This window comes from Amycolatopsis sp. lyj-109 (assembly GCF_046548995.1).
Classification (GTDB): Bacteria; Actinomycetota; Actinomycetes; order Mycobacteriales; family Pseudonocardiaceae; genus Amycolatopsis.
On sequence record NZ_JAJPWR010000008.1, the window covers coordinates 26011 to 42223 of the forward strand.

Consider the following 16213-nt stretch of genomic DNA (forward strand, 5'->3'; position numbering starts at 1 on the left):
TCAGGACAGCTTCGAACCGACGAGCTTGACCAGGTCGGCGAGGCGGTTGGAGTAGCCCCACTCGTTGTCGTACCAGCCGACGACCTTGACCTGGTTGCCGATGACCTTGGTCAGCGGTGCGTCGTAGATGCAGGACGCCGGGTCGGTGACGATGTCGGCCGACACGATCGGGTCCTCGTTGTAGCGCAGGTAGCCCGAGAGCGGGCCCTCGGCGGCGGCCTTGTACGCGGCGTTGACCTCTTCGAGGGTCGCGGCCTTGGTCAGGGTGACCGTGAGGTCGGTGGCCGAGCCTGTCGGCACCGGGACGCGCAGCGCGTAGCCGTCCAGCTTGCCCTGCAGCTCCGGCAGGACCAGGCCGATCGCCTTGGCGGCGCCGGTCGAGGTCGGCACGATGTTCAGCGCGGCGGCGCGGGCGCGGCGCAGGTCCTTGTGCGGCGCGTCCTGCAGGTTCTGGTCCTGCGTGTACGCGTGGATCGTGGTCATCAGGCCCTGCTCGATGCCGAACGCGTCCTGGAGCACCTTGGCCAGCGGGCCGAGGCAGTTGGTGGTGCAGGAAGCGTTCGAGATGATGTTCTGCGAGCCGTCGTACTTGTCGTCGTTGACGCCGAGCACGATGGTGAGGTCCTCGCCCTTGGCGGGCGCGGAGATGATGACCTTCTTGGCGCCGCCGGCGATGTGCGCCTTGGCGGCGTCGGCGTTGGTGAAGAAGCCGGTCGACTCGACGACGACGTCCACGCCCAGGTCGCCCCAGGGCAGGTTGGCCGGGTCGCGCTCGGCGAGGGCCTTGATGGTCTTGCCGTCGACGACGATGCCCTCGTCGCTGACGCTGACCTCACCCGGGAAGCGGCCCAGGATGGAGTCGTACTTCAGCAGGTGGGCCATGGTGGCGACGTCGCCGAGGTCGTTGAACGCGACGACCTCGATGTCGTGGCCGCTGGCCTGCACGGCGCGGAAGAAGTTGCGGCCGATGCGGCCGAAGCCGTTGACACCTACGCGAACGGTCACTGCTGCCACTCCTCTGAGGATCGGCCGGGTGACCCGGCCGTGACTTGCGGGCTCGCGGCCACCCTAGCGTGCGGGCATGCGCGTCCCTGACTGCCCTGACGAGACTTCCACCACTTGGCGAACGGGTCAAGAATCGATTAAGAAGCCGGGGCGCCACCGGGGGTGTTCCCGGGGTGGACCACGGCGGACCGGTGGCAGCCGGAGATCCGGGCGCCGGGACCGGTTCCGGCTGATCGCGAGCGGTGACCGCCGACCGGCGGGACGATCGGCCGCGAACCGGAAACCTGCACTTGACCGATCCAGACACCAGGCAGCCACCGCGGGCGATCGACGGCGGCCCGGCAGCGGGACGTGAGGTCGATGACTCGACCGATCCAGCGACCCGCGGCCGCCCCTCCCGCGGTCTCCTCGGACCGGTACCGCATCGCCCTCCCCCGCGGGGTGGCCCGGGCTCCGATTCGCCGTCAGCCGGTCAGCTCGCGCTCCAGCGGAGTGCGGAACCGCGGCGTCGCCCGGATCTCGCCGAACCACTTCGCGCACTTCTCCGCCTCCGCCTCGACGGCCGCCGCCACCTCCGCGCCGACGTCCTCCAGCAGCCGGAACACCACCTCCCCCGAGGCTCGCTGGGCCCAGCCGCCGACCACCCGCCCGGACGCCCACACCGTCGGGCCGACGTTGCCGCTGCGGTCGAACAGGGCCGCCCGGTGCGGGCCGAGGAACCAGTCGCGGTCCTGCCAGCCCATCGGCGTCGGGTCCAGCGACGGGAGGAACGCCACCCAGGGCGGCGGCGACGGCACCGGATCGAGGTCGTCCGCCGGCACCACTCCCGGCGCGCCGTCGAGGTCGACCTCCACCGGGGACAGCGCCGCCAGCGCCTTCTTCGTCTGGCCCGCCGTCCAGCCCGTCCACCACCTCAGGTCGGACACCGGGGCCGGGCCGTACGCACGCAACCAGCGCCGCGCCAGTTCCACCCGGGCCTCGTCCGCGCTCCACGCCGGCAGCCCGCCCGGGACCCACTCGTCGAGCGGGTGCCACACGTACTGGCTGCTGAGCCAGCTGCCGCGGGGACGGCCACGCGCGATCCGGCCGCCCGCCGCCAGCAGGAACAGCACCCGGCTCGTCACGTTGCCGATCGCCTCGTACGGCTTGCCGGCCGCCATCAGCAGCTGCTGGCGCAAGCGCGGCTCGTCCTCGCTCAGCTGCTGTGCCGTCGCCGAACCGCGGGCGCGCAGGGCCGCCTCGACCGACGCCTCGACGTCGGCCAGCCACGCCGCCGGCTCCGGCACGTTCTCCGGGTGCCCTTGCTGCCCGAGGTGCTGCTGCAGGAGTTTCCGCTGCTTGACCTCGATGTCCGCCGAGCAGCCCGCCTGGACGAGCGCCGCGGTGTCCAGGTCCGTCACGAACACCGTGCGCCGCATGCCCAGCATGCGCAGCAGCGAACGTTCGTCGTACAGCGCGCGCTCGACCTCGGACACCGCCGGGGCGGCGAGCCGGGCGGACGCGGACAGGTGGACGGTCGCCGGGTCGGTGGCGTGCAGGGCGACGACCCCGGCGACGGCGTCGGCCACCGTGGCCGCGGGCGCGGCGAGGTGGTGGCGGACGGCGAGGCGGGCCCGGCGCTGCTGGGTGCTGATCTTCGGAGGCACCCGCTTTTCCTATCAGCCGGCACCGACAAAAACCGCTGGTCGCGTCGGCTGACCTGGGGATAGCCTCGGGAAATGGTCTCCGGCACACACTTGGCGGCCTTCGCCGCACTGACGTTCCTCATGGTCGTGGTCCCCGGGCCGAGCGTGCTGTTCACGATCAGCCGCGCGCTCACGGTCGGACGGCGCGACGCCCTGCTCACCGTCGCGGGCAACGCCGTGGGCGTCTACACCCAGGTCGTCGCGGTCGCGTTCGGCCTCGGCGCGCTGGTGACGACGTCCGCGGCGGTGTTCACCGCGATCAAGGTCGCCGGCGCGATCTACCTGGTGTACCTGGGGATCCAGGCGCTGCGCCACCGCCGGAAGCTGACCGACGCGATGGCCGCGAAGGTGCGCGCCGCACCCGGCCGCGTGCTGACCGTGCTGCGTGACGGCTTCGTCGTCGGCTTCGCGAACCCGAAGTCGATCGTGTTCCTGGCGGCGCTGCTGCCGCAGTTCGTCGACCCCGCCACCGGGTCGGTGACCGCCCAGATGCTGGTCCTCGGGCTCTGCCTGCCCGCGATCGCGCTGGCGACCGACAGCGCGTGGGCGCTGGTCGCCGGGACCGCCCGCGCGTGGTTCGCCCGCTCGCCGAGGCGCCTGGAGCTGGTCGGCGGCACCGGCGGCCTGGTGATGATCGGCCTGGGCACCACCCTGGCCTTCACCGGCCGGGGTGACTGACTCAAGTTCGTGAAGGCCACCTTGAGGAACTTGTAGTTCCTGAAGGTGGCCTTCACGAACTACGGGCCGGCGTGACCGAGCACCAGGTCCAGCAGCCCCGGGAAGGCGGCGTCGAATTCGGGACGCCGCAAGCGGTTCAGCCGCCGCGGGCCTTCGTCGCGCTGTTCGATCAGGCCGGCCGCGCGCAGCACGGCGAAGTGGTGGCTGCGGGTCGCCTTGGCCACCGGCAGGTCGAACGTGCCGCACGCCTTCGTCCACGCCGGCACGGCCGCGAGCTCGCGCAGGATGCTGCGGCGCACTGGGTCGGCGACCGCGGCCAGGGCGTCCTGCAGCGAAACCTGCTCCGGGACCGCGTGCGTGAGGCCGCGCGCCCGCGCAGTGTTCGATGATTGTCGTACACTCATCCGGTCGACCTCCATCGAACACTCTAGAAGGAGCCGCGATGCCCCGGCACCTCGACGCCACCTTCGGTCTCGACGCGCGCAACCGGCTCGACGAAGCCGCCGAGCCCGGCCGCGAGGGTGCGCTGGCCGCGCTCGAATCGTTCTACTACGCCTTCAACCAGCGCGATCTCGAAGCATTCCGCCGGGTCTGGACGCGCGATCCCCTGGCCCAGCTGAACAACCCGCTCGGCGGCATCCTCCGTGGCGGCGAAGCGATCACCGAGCTGTACGACCGCGTCTTCCACGGCCCGGCCCGGGTCACCGTCACCTTCGGCGACATCGTCGAGTACTCCGGCGAGGGCCACGCGGTGTTCGCCGGCCGCGAGACCGGCGAGTACCGCGTGACCGAAACCGTGCCGCTGAGCATCCGCACGACGCGGTTCTTCGCCTACCAGAACGGCCGCTGGGTGCAGGTGCACCACCACGGCAGCATCGACGACGCCGACGCGCTCGCCGCGTACCAACAGGCGATCCGCGGTTAGGCCAGCGCCGTCACCAGCTCCGGCCACCACTCGCGGGGCAGGCCGCCGAGCGGGACGACCACCTGGTCGGCGCCCGCGGCCCGGTACTCCCGCAGCCGCGCGACGACGGCGTCGAAATCACCCCACACGGTGAGGCCGTCGACCAGCCGGTCGGACCGGTCCGCGATGTCCGCGTCGGTGAAGCCCATCCGCCGGAAGTTGGCCGCGTAGCCGGGCATCCCGGCGAGGAAACCCAGCGACCCGCCGCGCACGACCTCGCGCACGCGAGCCGCGTCGGTCTCCGCGACCACGTTGAGCAGCACCGCGAGCTGCCGGTCCGCGCCCAGGATCTCCCGCGCCGACGCGACGTAGTCCGTCGTCACCAGGTACGGGTACGCTCCCGCCGCGCGATCGCGCGCCAGCTCGAGCATCCGCGGCCCGAGCGCCGACAGGATCCGCGCGGACGGCGGCACGACGTCCTCGATCTCGTCGAGGTAGTCGCCGAGCGCGGCCAGCGGACGCGCGCCGTGCGCCCCGCCCAGGCCGACCACGAACCGGCCGGCCGGCAGCTCCGCGTACGCCGACGCGACGGCCGCCGCCGGAACCCGGTCCACCGACAGGATCCCGCTCGCCACCTGGATCCGCGAGGTCCCGCGGACGACCTCGGTGATCCGCGGCAGGTTGTTCCCCTGGCCGCCGGCCAGCCAGAGCGTGTCGTAGCCCAGCTCTTCGAGCTCGGCCGCCACGGCCGTGTCGGTGTCCAGTGCGGTGTGGGTGGCCCCCAGCGGCCCCAGTTTCGTCATGCGCCCGGCAACCCCGGACGACGCCGCGTTGTTCCCGTCAGGCCGGTTGTTCGTCCTCAGCGGAATCAGCGGAATCAGGGGCTTCGGCCGCCCGCGTGAACATCCGGGTCGCCGACAGCCGCGCGACGCCGTCGGGCTCGCCCAGGTTCTCCAGGGAGTTCCGGAGCGTCGAGTCCACGGACAGGTACTTCCGGCCCGCGCGCAGGTCGGCGTCGTTGCGCAGCCGCACGATCAGCGGGAACTCCGACAGCGCGCCCGCGTCGAACAGGCCCGTCGTGTAGATCAGCTGCACGCCCAGCGCCTCGGCCACCGCCCGCTGCAGCTCCAGCAGGTACCCGGCCGACGCACGGCCGATCGGGTTGTCCAGGAACAGCACGCCCGAGTGCCGGTTGCGGGCCTTGCCGCGGTTGTTGGCCCGCAGCGCCGCCAGGGTGCAGTACAGGATGATCGCCGCAGTCAGCTGCTGGCCGCCCGAAAACACGTCGCGGATCTCCGAGACGCGCTGGCGCTCGGTCCGCAGCACCGAGTCCGGCTTGAGCATGTCGACGCGGAACCCCTTGGGCGCCGCGGCCCGGACCCCGCGCAGCACCAGGGAAAGCCCGTCGCGCTTGACGTCGCGGCCGTCCGCCGTCTTGCCGACGGCGGCCTCGTCGACGACCTCGCCGAGCTTCTCGGTGAGCGCGTTGTCCTCCAGCTCGGTGAAGCGGATGCGGAGGAACTCCTGGCCGGACCAGTCGCCCAGGCCGTCCGGCAGCCGGGAGACGCGCTGGGCCGAGCGCAACGTCCGGAGCGCGCCGTCGACCATGCCCTGCAGGCGCGTGATGATGCCGCCGCGGTGCCGGTCGATCTGCGCGAGGTCGTCGGTCAGCGAGCGCAGGCGCGGCCGCAGCGCCTCGGCCCACTCGGCGGCGTGCGCCGGGAGCTGGTCGCGCTTGACCGAGATGACCTGCTGCCGCACCGGCGTGCTCAGCTTCTCGAACCGCTTCTCCGTCGCGTACTGCGCGAGCTGGTCCGCGGCCGCGCGCACCCGCCGGTCGCCGGCGTCGGCGGCCTCCTGCGCCTGCCCCAAGGTGGCGTTCAGCCGCGCGTGCTGGGCGCGCGCGGTGTCGACGTCGCCGTCGTAGGCGGCCGAGTCCGTGTCGGTCACCAGGTGGCCCATCGACTCGGCGAGCAGCGCGAAACCCGAAGCCGACGTGCGCGCCGAGTCCAGGGTCGCTTCCGCCGCCGCCCGGCGTTCCTGCAGCTCTTCCCACTTGCGCGCGGCCGCCGAGGCCTCCAGCCCGGCGGCGTCGATCAGCTCCAGGCCGTGCTCGATGTCCCGTGGCTTCTCGCCGTGGACGCCGTTCTGCAGCGGCAGCGCGTCCAGCTCCGCGCGGCGCGTCGAGACGAGCCCGATCGCTTCGGTGCGCTCGTCCTCGAGGCCGTCGACGGCCCGGCGGGCGCGGGCCAGCGCGGCCGCCCGGGCCGACGCGTCGGAGCCGTCGGGCGTCTCCAGCAGCTCCGCCGCGCGGGCCCGGACGGCCTCGTCCAGGGACTCGACGGCGGTACCCGCGGCGGCTTCGGCGGACTCGGCCTGCTCCAGTTCGCCGCGCAGGTCGCTGCCGACCTCGACCTTCGCGTACGACTCGGACGCCGACAGGTAGGTCCGGCGCAGGGCGTCGACCGGTTCGCCGGTCGACGGCCCTTCGGCAGCGTCGGCCGCTCCTGGCACCTCGGCCAGCTCGGCGCGCGCGGTGGTCGCGGTCCGGCGGTGACCGTCGGCGGTGCGCTGCTCCTCCGCCGCCTGCTCGCGCAGCCGCGCGGCCTTGCCCGCCGCGTCGGAGGCCTGGAGGTCGGCGCGCTCGGCGATCTCGGTCGCCCGCTCGGCTTCTTCGGACCACTGGGCGATCCGGGCGCTGCGGACGCCCAGCTCGCCGAGCCGCCGGGCCTTCTCCTCGGCCTCGGCGGCAGCCGCCCGCAGCTCCGGAACGCGCTCACGCAGCGAAGCGGCTTTTTCGCTCATCCGGGTGAATTCCGCGTCGGCCAGCGCCAGCGCAGTGCGGGCGGTCTCCCCCGCGGCCCGGGCCGACTGGGCCTGCTCGGCCAGGGTCGCGACGGCGCCGGGCGGGTAGTCCTCGCGCCACGTCGTGAGCTTCCACATCAGGGCGCCGTCCGCGGACAGCTTGGCGGACAACGCTTCGAGCCGCCGCTGCCGCTCGGTGTGCCGCCGGGCGACGGCTTCCCGCTCGGCGTCGGCGGCTTCTTCGTCGTACATGGCGGGGTTCGGCGGCACGAGGAACTCGACACCGGGCGCGGACGGCACCTCGGCCTGCAGCGCCTCGGTGGTGCCGACGGCGATGATCGCGCTCGGCAGCAACCGCCGCTTCGTCAGCACCTCGCGGGCGCGATCGGCGTGCGCGGGGTCGTTCAGCAGGACCCCGGACACCAGCTGCGGCAGGCTTTCCAGCACTTCGGCGCGCCGGAAGGCGTCCAGTTTGGACAGATAGCGCCAGCCGGACCACGCGGTGATCCCGGCCCCTTCCAGTGCGTCCAGCGCCGCCTGGACGTCCTCGGGGGGCGGCAGCAGCCCGCCGGACCCCAGCGCGGACAGGGCCCGCTCGTCGGCGGACTCCTCCATCCGCAGCGCGGTCTGCTCCTTTTCGACGGCCGCGCTCGCCTCGCGCAGCCGTTCCAGCAGCACCGGAAGGTCGCTCTCCAGGCTGACGTCGTCGGCGCCGAGCAGCTCGACCAGGCGGCTTTCGGCGGCGAGGGCGTCGGTCCGGCGGTGCGCGCGGTCAAGGTCCTCGGCGGCGCGTTCCAGGCGGTCCTGGGTGGTGCCGGCGAGCTGGTGCGCCTCGTTCACGGCCCGTTGCGCCGCCTGGAGATCCGTGCCGACGCGGTCGAGTTCCTGCTCGCGGCGGGCTAGTTCCGCACCAGCCTGCTCGGCCGCGGAGCGAGCGGCCCGCGACGCTTCGGCGACGTCGGCGCCCGAGGGCAGCAGCCCGGCGCGCACCGCCGTCTGGACCTCTTCGCGCAGTTCGGTGATCCGCACGGTCAGCCCGCGCGCCTCGGCCCGGCGGGCGGCCGCGAGGTTCGCGGCTTCGTCGCGTTCGGTCTGCGCCTTCTCGGCTTCGGCCCGCAACGCGCCCGCGTGCGCTTCGGCCTTGTCGGCCTGCCGCTGGGCGTCCTGGGCGAGGGCGTGCAACCCGCGGGCGAGCGCCGAAGCTGCGTCGTTGCGCGCCTTCAAGGCGGGCCGCGCCTTCTCCTCGCGGCTGCCGACGAGTTCGCGCAGGTCCTTCGCCTTGCGCGCCGCGTTCAGGGAGTTGAGGACGGTCGCCGTCTCACGCCAGGCTTCCGCCTCGGTCTTCGCCGACGCCAGCTCGGCGTCGACGCGCTTGCGGGCCTCCTGGGCTTCGTCCAGCCGCAGCACCGCGACCAGGCGGCGCAGCTCGGTGACGGCCGCGGCGAGCCGCCGGTGGTCACCCTCGGCGAGCTTCTCCGCGGACTTGACCTCGGTGACGTGGTCTTCGAGCCCGGACAGCCGCGCGTTCTCGAGTTCGTTGCGGGCGACGACCCGCCCGGCCAGCTCGGCCATGGCGGCCTTCGCCGATTCAGCGATCTTCCGCGACTCCGCGGCGACGCCTTCCTCGGCGGCCAGAGGGCCCAGCAGGTCCAGGGCACCGGCCACGAAGTCGCGCTCGGAAAGGAGATCTCCGCGCTGCGCGAGGTTGTGCGCGTAGGTGGCGACGACCTCGGCGAGGTCCTTCGGCTCGTCTTCGGAGATGACCGCGCGCAGCAGGAACTCGACGAAGGCGTCGTCGGTGCCGAAGGCGAACGCGTCCGCCGCTTCACCCTCGCCCGCGTTCATCGCACGCTGGTAGCGGAACAGCTCGGTGTCGAGGCCCAGCCCGTCCAGCCGACCGGTCCACTCGTGGTGGCGGCGGGTCCAGGACAGCTCCAGCTCGGGTTCGGCCAGCTGGGCCGCGGCGAGCTTGTCGTGGAAGCCGGACATGGTGAGCAGCCGGCCGTCCTGGGTCATCGGCAGGGAATCGAGGCCCAGCGCGGCGGTCGGGCGGAAGCAGTACCAGGAGTCGACCAGGTTCTCGGAGTCGGCGGACACGACGTGCCCGCGCCACTCCGACACCTTCCCGGTGATGATCCGGTGCCCGCTTTCGACGTGCAGCCACTCCAGCACGACGTGCGAGACGTCCTTGGCGGCGACGAACTTCTCCAGGACCTTGGTGCTGGTGGTGCCCACGACCTGGCGGCGGCCGGGCAGCATCACCGAGAAGATCAGCTTGATGAGCACGGACTTGCCGCCGCCGTTCTCGAGGAACAGCACGCTCGCCGGCGACGGGCGGCGCAGCTCGGCCGGGCCGGTCGCGTGGATGCCGGCGCTGAACAGCGCGTCCTGCTGAGGCGCGGTGATCTTGGCGCCGACGCCGCTGAAGTCGAGCACGACGTCCTGGTAGCGGGCGCCCGCCGGGCCCACCGAGTGCAGGCGGACCCGTGAAAGCTCGTACATCGGTTCCCCTCTTAGAGCGTGTCGGAGGCGGCCGCGCGCAGCGTGCCCCCGGCGGTCGCGACGGCCACGACGTCGAGCGCGAGCAAGTCGTCGAAGGCGGCGTCGGCGGCGAGTTCGCGGACCTGGATCTGGTAGCGCGGCGTGGTCCGGTAGGTGCCGCCCTGCTCGTCGCTCACCGGGACCAGGAAACCCTGGTCGGCGAGGAACCGCAGGGCCCGGCTGACCATGCCGCGGGTGGTGTCGGCGGCGAGCCGGCCGTCCTTGGTGGCGGCCGCGGCCGGACGGCGGGTGTAGGCGCGCCACGCCTGTTCCAGCTCGGGCGCGTCGGCCAAGGGGTCGTTGTTGGCCTCGGCGGCCGCGGCGCGTTCGTCCAGCATCCGCGCGGCTTCGCGGACCATCGCGTCGACCTGCTCGACGCTGACGCGGCCGATGTAGGTGTCGTTGGCGAGGTCGTCGGGACGCGGGTAGCCGAGCGCGGCGGTGGCGAGGTGGATCAGGCCGTGCAGCACCTTCTCGGTCTCGCGGCGCTCGCGAATCTTGGCCTGGCGCGCGTAGGAGTCCATCTTGATCTCGAAGACGGACTCGTCGGTGGCCGCGAGGACCGCGCCGGCCTGCTGGTTGACCTCGAGGACCATGAGGCCGAGCCCGGCGGCGACGGCGTGTGTGAGGGCCTTGAACGCGTTGTCTTCGCCGTAGCGGCGCACGAGGTCGCCGTAGACGACGTCACGCGCGGGCAGCTGCTTCGGCCGCATGCCGAAGGCGACCAGCCGGGCCGCGGCCTCGGCGTCCACGCTGCTGTGGGACAGCGCCATCAGGCGACCTCCTCGTTCTCTTCTTCGTCGGCGCGTTCGACGGCGGCCGTGGACAGCAGCAGGTCGGCGCCGCCGAACTCCGGGTCGTCCAGGAGCGTGCCGTCGTCGACGGCGAGCAGGACCGAGCGGTCCCCCTGGCGGCGGGCCGCGCCGACCCCGGGACTGTAGGCGTGGACCGCGCGCAGCGCGACCAGGGCGGCGAGCCCGGGCTGACGGCTGCTGCGGGCTTCGTCGAGCAGGCCGGACAGGCGTCGTGGCACCTCCGGCAGGTCGAGCAGCTCGTCGGCCCGGCGCCAGACGTCGTCGCCGAACTTGTCGGTGATGTCGGCGGGCATCAGCTCGGGTTCGGGGATTTCTCCGACGAGCTGGTCACGCTCGGGCGCCGGGCGCAGCAGCAGCGAGACGAGGGAAGACAGCGACGGCACGACCGGTGGGGTGATCCCGGCGGCCGCGTGGAAGAAGTGCTCGACGGGGGCGACGGCGTCGGCCAGCGGGAGTCCGAGCGTCGGCACCAGGAGCTGGCCGAACAAGTCCAGGGTCGCGCGCTGGGGCGGGCCGGAGAACTGCTGGCGGTCCTGCTCGGCGCGGAAGACCGCGCCCGCGTCGGCCAGCCGGGACTGCAGGCGGGTGTGGCGGCGGATGCAGTCGCCGACGATGTCGACGAGCTCGGCGGCGCGGCGCTTGCGGTCGAGGTCCTCGGTCTCGTCGCGGGCGGTGGTGATGTTCTTGAGGATGGCGTTCTCGGCGCGGAACCGGGCCTCGATGTGGCTGAGCGCGCTGTCCAGGAGTTCCGGGACCTCGCGTTCCCAGTCGACCGAACGGACGTCGCGGCGGGTCGCGTCGAGCTTCGCCCGGAGTGTCTCGCCGTACTGGACGGTCCGGTAGCGGGCCTGCTCGGCGGCGAGCTTCGCGTCGGCCAGCCGACCCCGCGCAATCAGGTTCTCGAGCTTGACCTCGGCGGCGATCTGCGCGGACTCGACGTCGGTGTCGAGCGCGCCGACCAGGACGTTGATGGCCTCGTCGGTGGCGCGCAGGTAGACCTCGCCGTCCCGCGCGGCCAGCTCGACCAGCAGCTTGAAGTCGAACTGGCGCCGCTGGTAGCCGCCGGGCCCGATCGAGCCGTAGACGCGCCGGAAGCCGCGGTCGGTGGTGCCGACGTTGATCAGGTTGTCCAGCACCCACTTGGCCACCCGGACGTGCTCTTCGGGCATCCGCGACGGCGCCTGCTGCGCGATGAACGGCAGCAGCCGGTCGATGACCTCGTCGTGGCCGGCGCCGGTGTCGAAGTCCATCGCGATGGTGACCTGGTCGATCGTGTGCAGCGCGATCTCGGCCATCTGGTAGACCGTGGCGTCGGCCCAGTCGAGCTTCGCCTTCCGCGCGTCCAGGTCGTGCAGCGGCGCGGTGCAGGCCAGTGCCTTGAGGCGGCGGGTCAGCCCCTCGTCGGCCAAGCCCATGGCGGCCCTGTCGTCGTCTCGCACAGCAGGCCAGGCTAGTCGGCCACCCTCTGCGCACGCGCGGGTGACGGGCTAACGTCCTTCTCATGCGTGAGATGAGCCGTGACGAGTGGTGGAATTTCGCTTCGGAGGGGACCCGGACCGGCAAGCTCGGCCTGGTCCGGGCCGACGGCGCCGCGATCGTGACGCCGATCTGGTTCCTGCTGGACGAGACCCCCGACGGCGACGAGCTGGTCTTCACCACCGGTACCGAGACCCTCAAGGGCAAGGCGATCCGCCGCGACCCGCGGATCTCCCTGGTCGTCGACGACCAGGAGCCGCCGTACTCGTATGTGCAGTTCACCGCCGAGGCGCGGCTGACCCACGACTACGACGAAATGCTCGACTGGGCGACGAAGCTGGGCGGCCGGTACATGGGTGCCGAGCAGGCCGAGGCGTACGGCAAGCGCAACGCCGTGCCCGAGGAATCCCTCGTCCGGGCGAAGATCACCAAGGTGATCGCGCGGGCCGACATCGCCGGCTGACCCCGGTTCGCTGGTAACCTGCTCCCGGGGGTGGGGGAATGCCTTCAGGGGACAGACGCGACGCCGTCAGGGCGATCGTCAGCGCGGGCCAGCGGGAACTGGTGGCCGAGCTGGAACGCCTCGACGGCGGGCGCTTCGGCCGGTCCGGCCGCACGAGGCTGCTCGAGAACGGTGACGTCTTCGAACGAGCCGTCGTCAGCGCGGCCTTCTCGGACGAGTTCTTCGCGGCCGGGCTGTCGGTCGTGCTGCACCCGCGCAACCCGTACGTCCCGGCGTTCCAGGCGCACTTCCGCTACCGCGAAACCGCCGACGCCTGGTGGTTCGGCGGCAGCGTCGACCTGCTCCCCTGCTACGGCTTCGCCGCGGACGCGACGCACTTCCACCGCGTCCTGAAGAACCACTGCGACACGCTCGACCCGGCGTTCCACGCGCAGGCGAAGCGGGCGTGCGACGACCGCTTCCGGCTCCCGCACCGCGACGAGGCCCTCGGCATCGGCGGCATCCTCTTCGACCACCTGAGCCTGCCCGGCCCGGACGGCTGGCGGCGTTCGGCGGCGTTCACGGCGGCGGGCATCGCCGCGATCGCCCCGGCGTACTTCCCGATCGTGCGGCGGCGCAAGGACGTGCCGTACGGCGAACGCGAGCGGCAGTGGCAGCTCTACCGCCGCGGCCGGTACGTCGAGTTCACGCTCGTCCACGACGCGGCTCAAGCCGATGCCGACGCGATCCTGACGGCGCTGCCGCCGTCGGCGCGGTGGCAGCCGGAGTTCACGCCCGAGCCCGGGAGCGCCGAGGCGGAGCTGTCCTCGTTCCTCGTGCCACGCGATTGGGCGGCGGAAGCGCCGGTCACCGCGGGCTGACCCGAGCGCCCCAAGGCGGCCTTGGGTGCGTCTGACGCACCGAAGGCCGCCTTGGTTGCGTCTGACGCACCGAAGGCCACATTGGGGCGCTCGGGGCCTGCGGGACTGGGCCGTCCTGGGCGTGGTGCCCCGGTGAGCGGGAAACCGTTGGCACGCTGGGTGAGCCGTCATGTCGAGTATTGACAGGGCCCGCTTGCAGGGTGTGTGATCTGTCCCATAGATAGGAAACTTTCCTAACTATTGTCGCCGGTGGTCCGCCGACCATTCCGCCCCGGTCACCCCCTGTCCCCCGACCCACGCAGGAGGCTCCCAGTGGCACCCCGTCCACCGTGGCGCGCGGTACTGGCCGGTACCGCCGTCGCGGCGCTCGGCCTCACCGCGCTCAGCCCGGTAACCGCTTTCGCGGCCGATACCGATTACGAGTCCGAGAACGCCACCATCTCCCAAGGCGCGGTCGAATCGAACCACGCCGGCTACTCCGGCACCGGTTTCGTCAACTTCGACAACGTCGTCGGCAGCTACGTCGAATACTCCGTGAACGCGGCCCAGGCGGGCACGCACACCCTGACCTTCCGCTACGCCAACGGAACCGCCGACAACCGGCCGGTCAAGCTGACCGTCGACGGCGGCGACAAGGGCACCGTCGACTTCCCCGCCACCGGCGCGTGGACCACCTGGAAGACGGTCACCGCGACCGTGCAGCTCACCGCCGGCGTCAACAAGGTCCGCACCACCGCGACCACCGCCACCGGCGGCCCGAACGCCGACAAGCTCACCGACACCTTCACCGCGCCGGTCGACCCCGAGCCGCCGTCGCCGCCGTCGAACCTCAAGGCGAGCAACATCCTGCCGACCGCGGCGACCTTCAGCTGGACGGCCGCGACCGACAACGTCGGCGTCGTCCGCTACGAGATCAACCGCGGCGGCAACATCCTCAAGACCGTCGACGGCACCACCACGAGCGCGACCGTCGACAACCTGACCCCGAACACGGCCTACGACATCTCCGTCGGCGCGTACGACGCCGCGGGCAACCCGTCGCAGCAGAGCAACGTGGTCACCTTCACCACGCCGCCGAGCAACGACACGACCCCGCCGAGCGTGCCGGGCAACCTGCGCTCCACCGGCGTCACCGCGAACAGCGTCTCCCTGGCGTGGAACGCTTCCACGGACAACAGCGGCACCATCTCGGGCTACGACGTCTACCAGGGCGCCACGAAGGTGGCGACGACGACGTCCCTGAGCACGACGATCACGAACCTCGACCCGAGCACGTCCTACACGTTCACCGTGAAGGCCCGTGATCCCGACGGCAACACCTCGGCCGCCAGCAATGCCGTCACGGCGAAGACCAGCGCTCCGGGCGGCGCCGGGGGCATCCCGGAGTACGACAAGGACATCGCGAAGGTCGACCTCGCCTGGTCGGTGGACTTCCTGCCGAACGGCAACGCGCTGGCGACCGAGCGGGACCGGTTCGAGATCCTGCTGGTGACGCCGTCCGGCCAGAAGACCACGCTGGGCAAGGTGCCGGGCGCGGTCGGCACCAACGGCGAAGGCGGCCTGCTCGGCCTGGCGATCTCGCCGAACTGGGCGTCCGACCACGCGATCTACCTCTACCACACCGCTTCCGGCGACAACCGGATCGTGAAGATGACCTACGACGGCAGCACGCTGTCGTCGACGTCGACACCGGTGCTGACCGGGATCGCGAAGAACCGCTACCACAACGGCGGCCGGCTCAAGTTCGGCCCGGACGGCAAGCTGTACGCCACCGTCGGCGACGCCAAGAACAGCGACAACGCGCAGAACAAGAGCTCGCTCAACGGGAAGATCCTGCGGCTCAACCCCGACGGCTCGGCACCGAGCGACAACCCGTTCTACGCCACCGGCGGCAACGCGCGGTACGTCTGGAGCTACGGCCACCGCAACCCGCAGGGCCTGGCCTGGGACTCCCGCGGCCAGCTGTGGGCGGCGGAGTTCGGCGAGAGCAGCCAGGACGAGCTCAACCTGATCCAGAAGGGCGGCAACTTCGGCTGGCCGAGCTGCGAAGGCACGCAGGGCAGCTGCAGCGGCTACATCGCCCCGAAGAAGACCTGGTCCACTTCGCAGGCCGGGCCGAGCGGGCTGGAGATCGTCAACGACTGGATCTACATCGCCGGCGTCACCGGTGAGCAGCTGTTCGCCACGCAGATCAACGCGGCGGGCACGGGTGTCGGCACGGTGTCGACGCTGTTCTCCGGCCGCTGGGGCCGGCTGCGCTCGGTCACCAAGACCCCGGACGGCGGGCTCTGGCTGACCTCGACGAACAACGACAAGAACGGCGGCACGCCGTCGGTGCTGGACAACGTGATCGTGCGGCTGAAGTTCCCGGGCGGCAGCACGCCCGGCGGCTTCAAGCTGGCCAGCTCCGCCTTCGCCGACAACGCGACCATCCCGGACAAGTACACCTGCGCCGGGGACGGCACGGCGGGCCAGGACCCGTCGCCGCCGCTCGCGTGGGGCGAGTCCACGGGTGCGAAGGGCTACGCCGTCGTGTTCGCCGACGTCGCCAATAGCGGAAACAAGCTGCACTGGGCGATCTGGGACGTCCCGGCGGCGGCTCGTTCCCTCCCGGAGGGACTCGGGGCGGGCTACACCGTGCCGAACCAGGGTGGCGCGAAGCAGAAGGCGATGGGCAGCGGGGCGAACGCGCAGAAGTTCTTCGGCCCCTGCCCGGGCGGTTCGAGCCACCCGTACACGTTCACGCTCTACGCCCTGAACACCGCGACCGTCCCCGGCCTGACGTCGTCCTCGACGATGGCCCAGATCGAAACGGCGATCAAGGGCGCGTCGACGGCGAACGTCGTGCTGCGCGGCAAGTCCAGCGCGGCCGCCTGAAAGCCGCGGCAGGGGTGACCGGAGCGGCGCCGGTCACCCCTGCCGCCCTTACCGCCGGGCTCGGCCCGGTTCGACTCGGCCCGGTTCTGCTCGGCCCGGTTCTG

12 protein-coding genes are annotated in these 16213 nt (G+C 72.1%); 5 read left to right on the forward strand and 7 right to left on the reverse strand.

Features of this window, described 5'->3' with window-relative positions:
- Both gap and ACLJQF_RS19210 read right to left on the reverse strand, forming a co-directional pair.
- Complete coding sequence (gene gap / locus ACLJQF_RS19205; RefSeq protein WP_410610404.1) at nucleotides 1-1005, reverse strand: type I glyceraldehyde-3-phosphate dehydrogenase; 1005 nt, start codon at nucleotides 1003-1005, stop codon at nucleotides 1-3.
- A 464-nt stretch (nucleotides 1006-1469) separates the two neighbouring features.
- Nucleotides 1470-2651, reverse strand: coding sequence for a winged helix DNA-binding domain-containing protein (locus ACLJQF_RS19210; protein WP_410610406.1), 1182 nt, complete (start codon nucleotides 2649-2651; stop codon nucleotides 1470-1472).
- A 72-nt stretch (nucleotides 2652-2723) separates the two neighbouring features.
- Here ACLJQF_RS19210 and ACLJQF_RS19215 point away from each other — a divergent pair, with 72 nt between their 5' ends.
- Entirely contained in the window at nucleotides 2724-3368 is a 645-nt protein-coding gene (locus ACLJQF_RS19215) for a LysE family translocator (protein WP_410610408.1), read from the forward strand.
- A gap of 59 nt (nucleotides 3369-3427) precedes the next feature.
- Here ACLJQF_RS19215 and ACLJQF_RS19220 read toward each other — a convergent pair whose 3' ends face one another.
- Nucleotides 3428-3772, reverse strand: a complete 345-nt coding sequence (locus ACLJQF_RS19220; protein ID WP_410610409.1) for an ArsR/SmtB family transcription factor — start codon at nucleotides 3770-3772, stop codon at nucleotides 3428-3430.
- A 38-nt stretch (nucleotides 3773-3810) separates the two neighbouring features.
- Between ACLJQF_RS19220 and ACLJQF_RS19225 the strand changes: the two genes are divergently transcribed.
- Nucleotides 3811-4293, forward strand: a complete 483-nt coding sequence (locus ACLJQF_RS19225; RefSeq protein ID WP_410610411.1) for a YybH family protein — start codon at nucleotides 3811-3813, stop codon at nucleotides 4291-4293.
- On the opposite strand, the gene ACLJQF_RS19230 is transcribed toward ACLJQF_RS19225, so the two are convergent.
- The 4 genes from ACLJQF_RS19230 to ACLJQF_RS19245 are packed head-to-tail and all read right to left on the reverse strand — an operon-like array spanning nucleotide 4290 to nucleotide 11848.
- Nucleotides 4290-5075 carry a TIGR03620 family F420-dependent LLM class oxidoreductase gene (locus ACLJQF_RS19230; protein WP_410610413.1) on the reverse strand — a complete coding sequence of 262 codons (786 nt, stop codon included), beginning with the start codon at nucleotides 5073-5075 and terminating at the stop codon, nucleotides 4290-4292. The genes ACLJQF_RS19225 and ACLJQF_RS19230 overlap by 4 nt on opposite strands.
- Nucleotides 5076-5112: 37 nt before the next feature.
- Complete coding sequence (locus ACLJQF_RS19235; RefSeq protein WP_410610416.1) at nucleotides 5113-9579, reverse strand: hypothetical protein; 4467 nt, start codon at nucleotides 9577-9579, stop codon at nucleotides 5113-5115.
- Nucleotides 9580-9590: 11 nt separating this feature from the next.
- Entirely contained in the window at nucleotides 9591-10391 is an 801-nt protein-coding gene (locus ACLJQF_RS19240; protein ID WP_043788290.1) for a hypothetical protein, read from the reverse strand.
- The gene (locus tag ACLJQF_RS19245; protein ID WP_410610877.1) at nucleotides 10391-11848 is read right to left on the reverse strand and encodes a hypothetical protein; all 1458 of its coding nucleotides are present in this window, start codon (nucleotides 11846-11848) and stop codon (nucleotides 10391-10393) included. Before ACLJQF_RS19245 ends, ACLJQF_RS19240 begins: the two co-directional genes overlap by 1 nt.
- An 86-nt stretch (nucleotides 11849-11934) precedes the next feature.
- Between ACLJQF_RS19245 and ACLJQF_RS19250 the strand changes: the two genes are divergently transcribed.
- The 3 genes from ACLJQF_RS19250 to ACLJQF_RS19260 all read left to right on the forward strand — a co-directional run bounded on the left by ACLJQF_RS19250 (nucleotide 11935) and on the right by ACLJQF_RS19260 (nucleotide 16109).
- On the forward strand, nucleotides 11935-12372 hold the full coding sequence (locus ACLJQF_RS19250) for a PPOX class F420-dependent oxidoreductase (protein WP_410610418.1): 438 nt from the start codon (nucleotides 11935-11937) through the stop codon (nucleotides 12370-12372).
- Nucleotides 12373-12410: 38 nt separating this feature from the next.
- A complete protein-coding gene (locus ACLJQF_RS19255) occupies nucleotides 12411-13232 on the forward strand; it encodes a coproporphyrinogen III oxidase (RefSeq protein WP_410610420.1) in 822 nt (273 codons plus the stop codon).
- Nucleotides 13233-13544: 312 nt separating this feature from the next.
- Complete coding sequence (locus tag ACLJQF_RS19260) at nucleotides 13545-16109, forward strand: PQQ-dependent sugar dehydrogenase (protein WP_410610422.1); 2565 nt, start codon at nucleotides 13545-13547, stop codon at nucleotides 16107-16109.
- The last annotated feature ends 104 nt before the right edge of the window (nucleotides 16110-16213 follow it).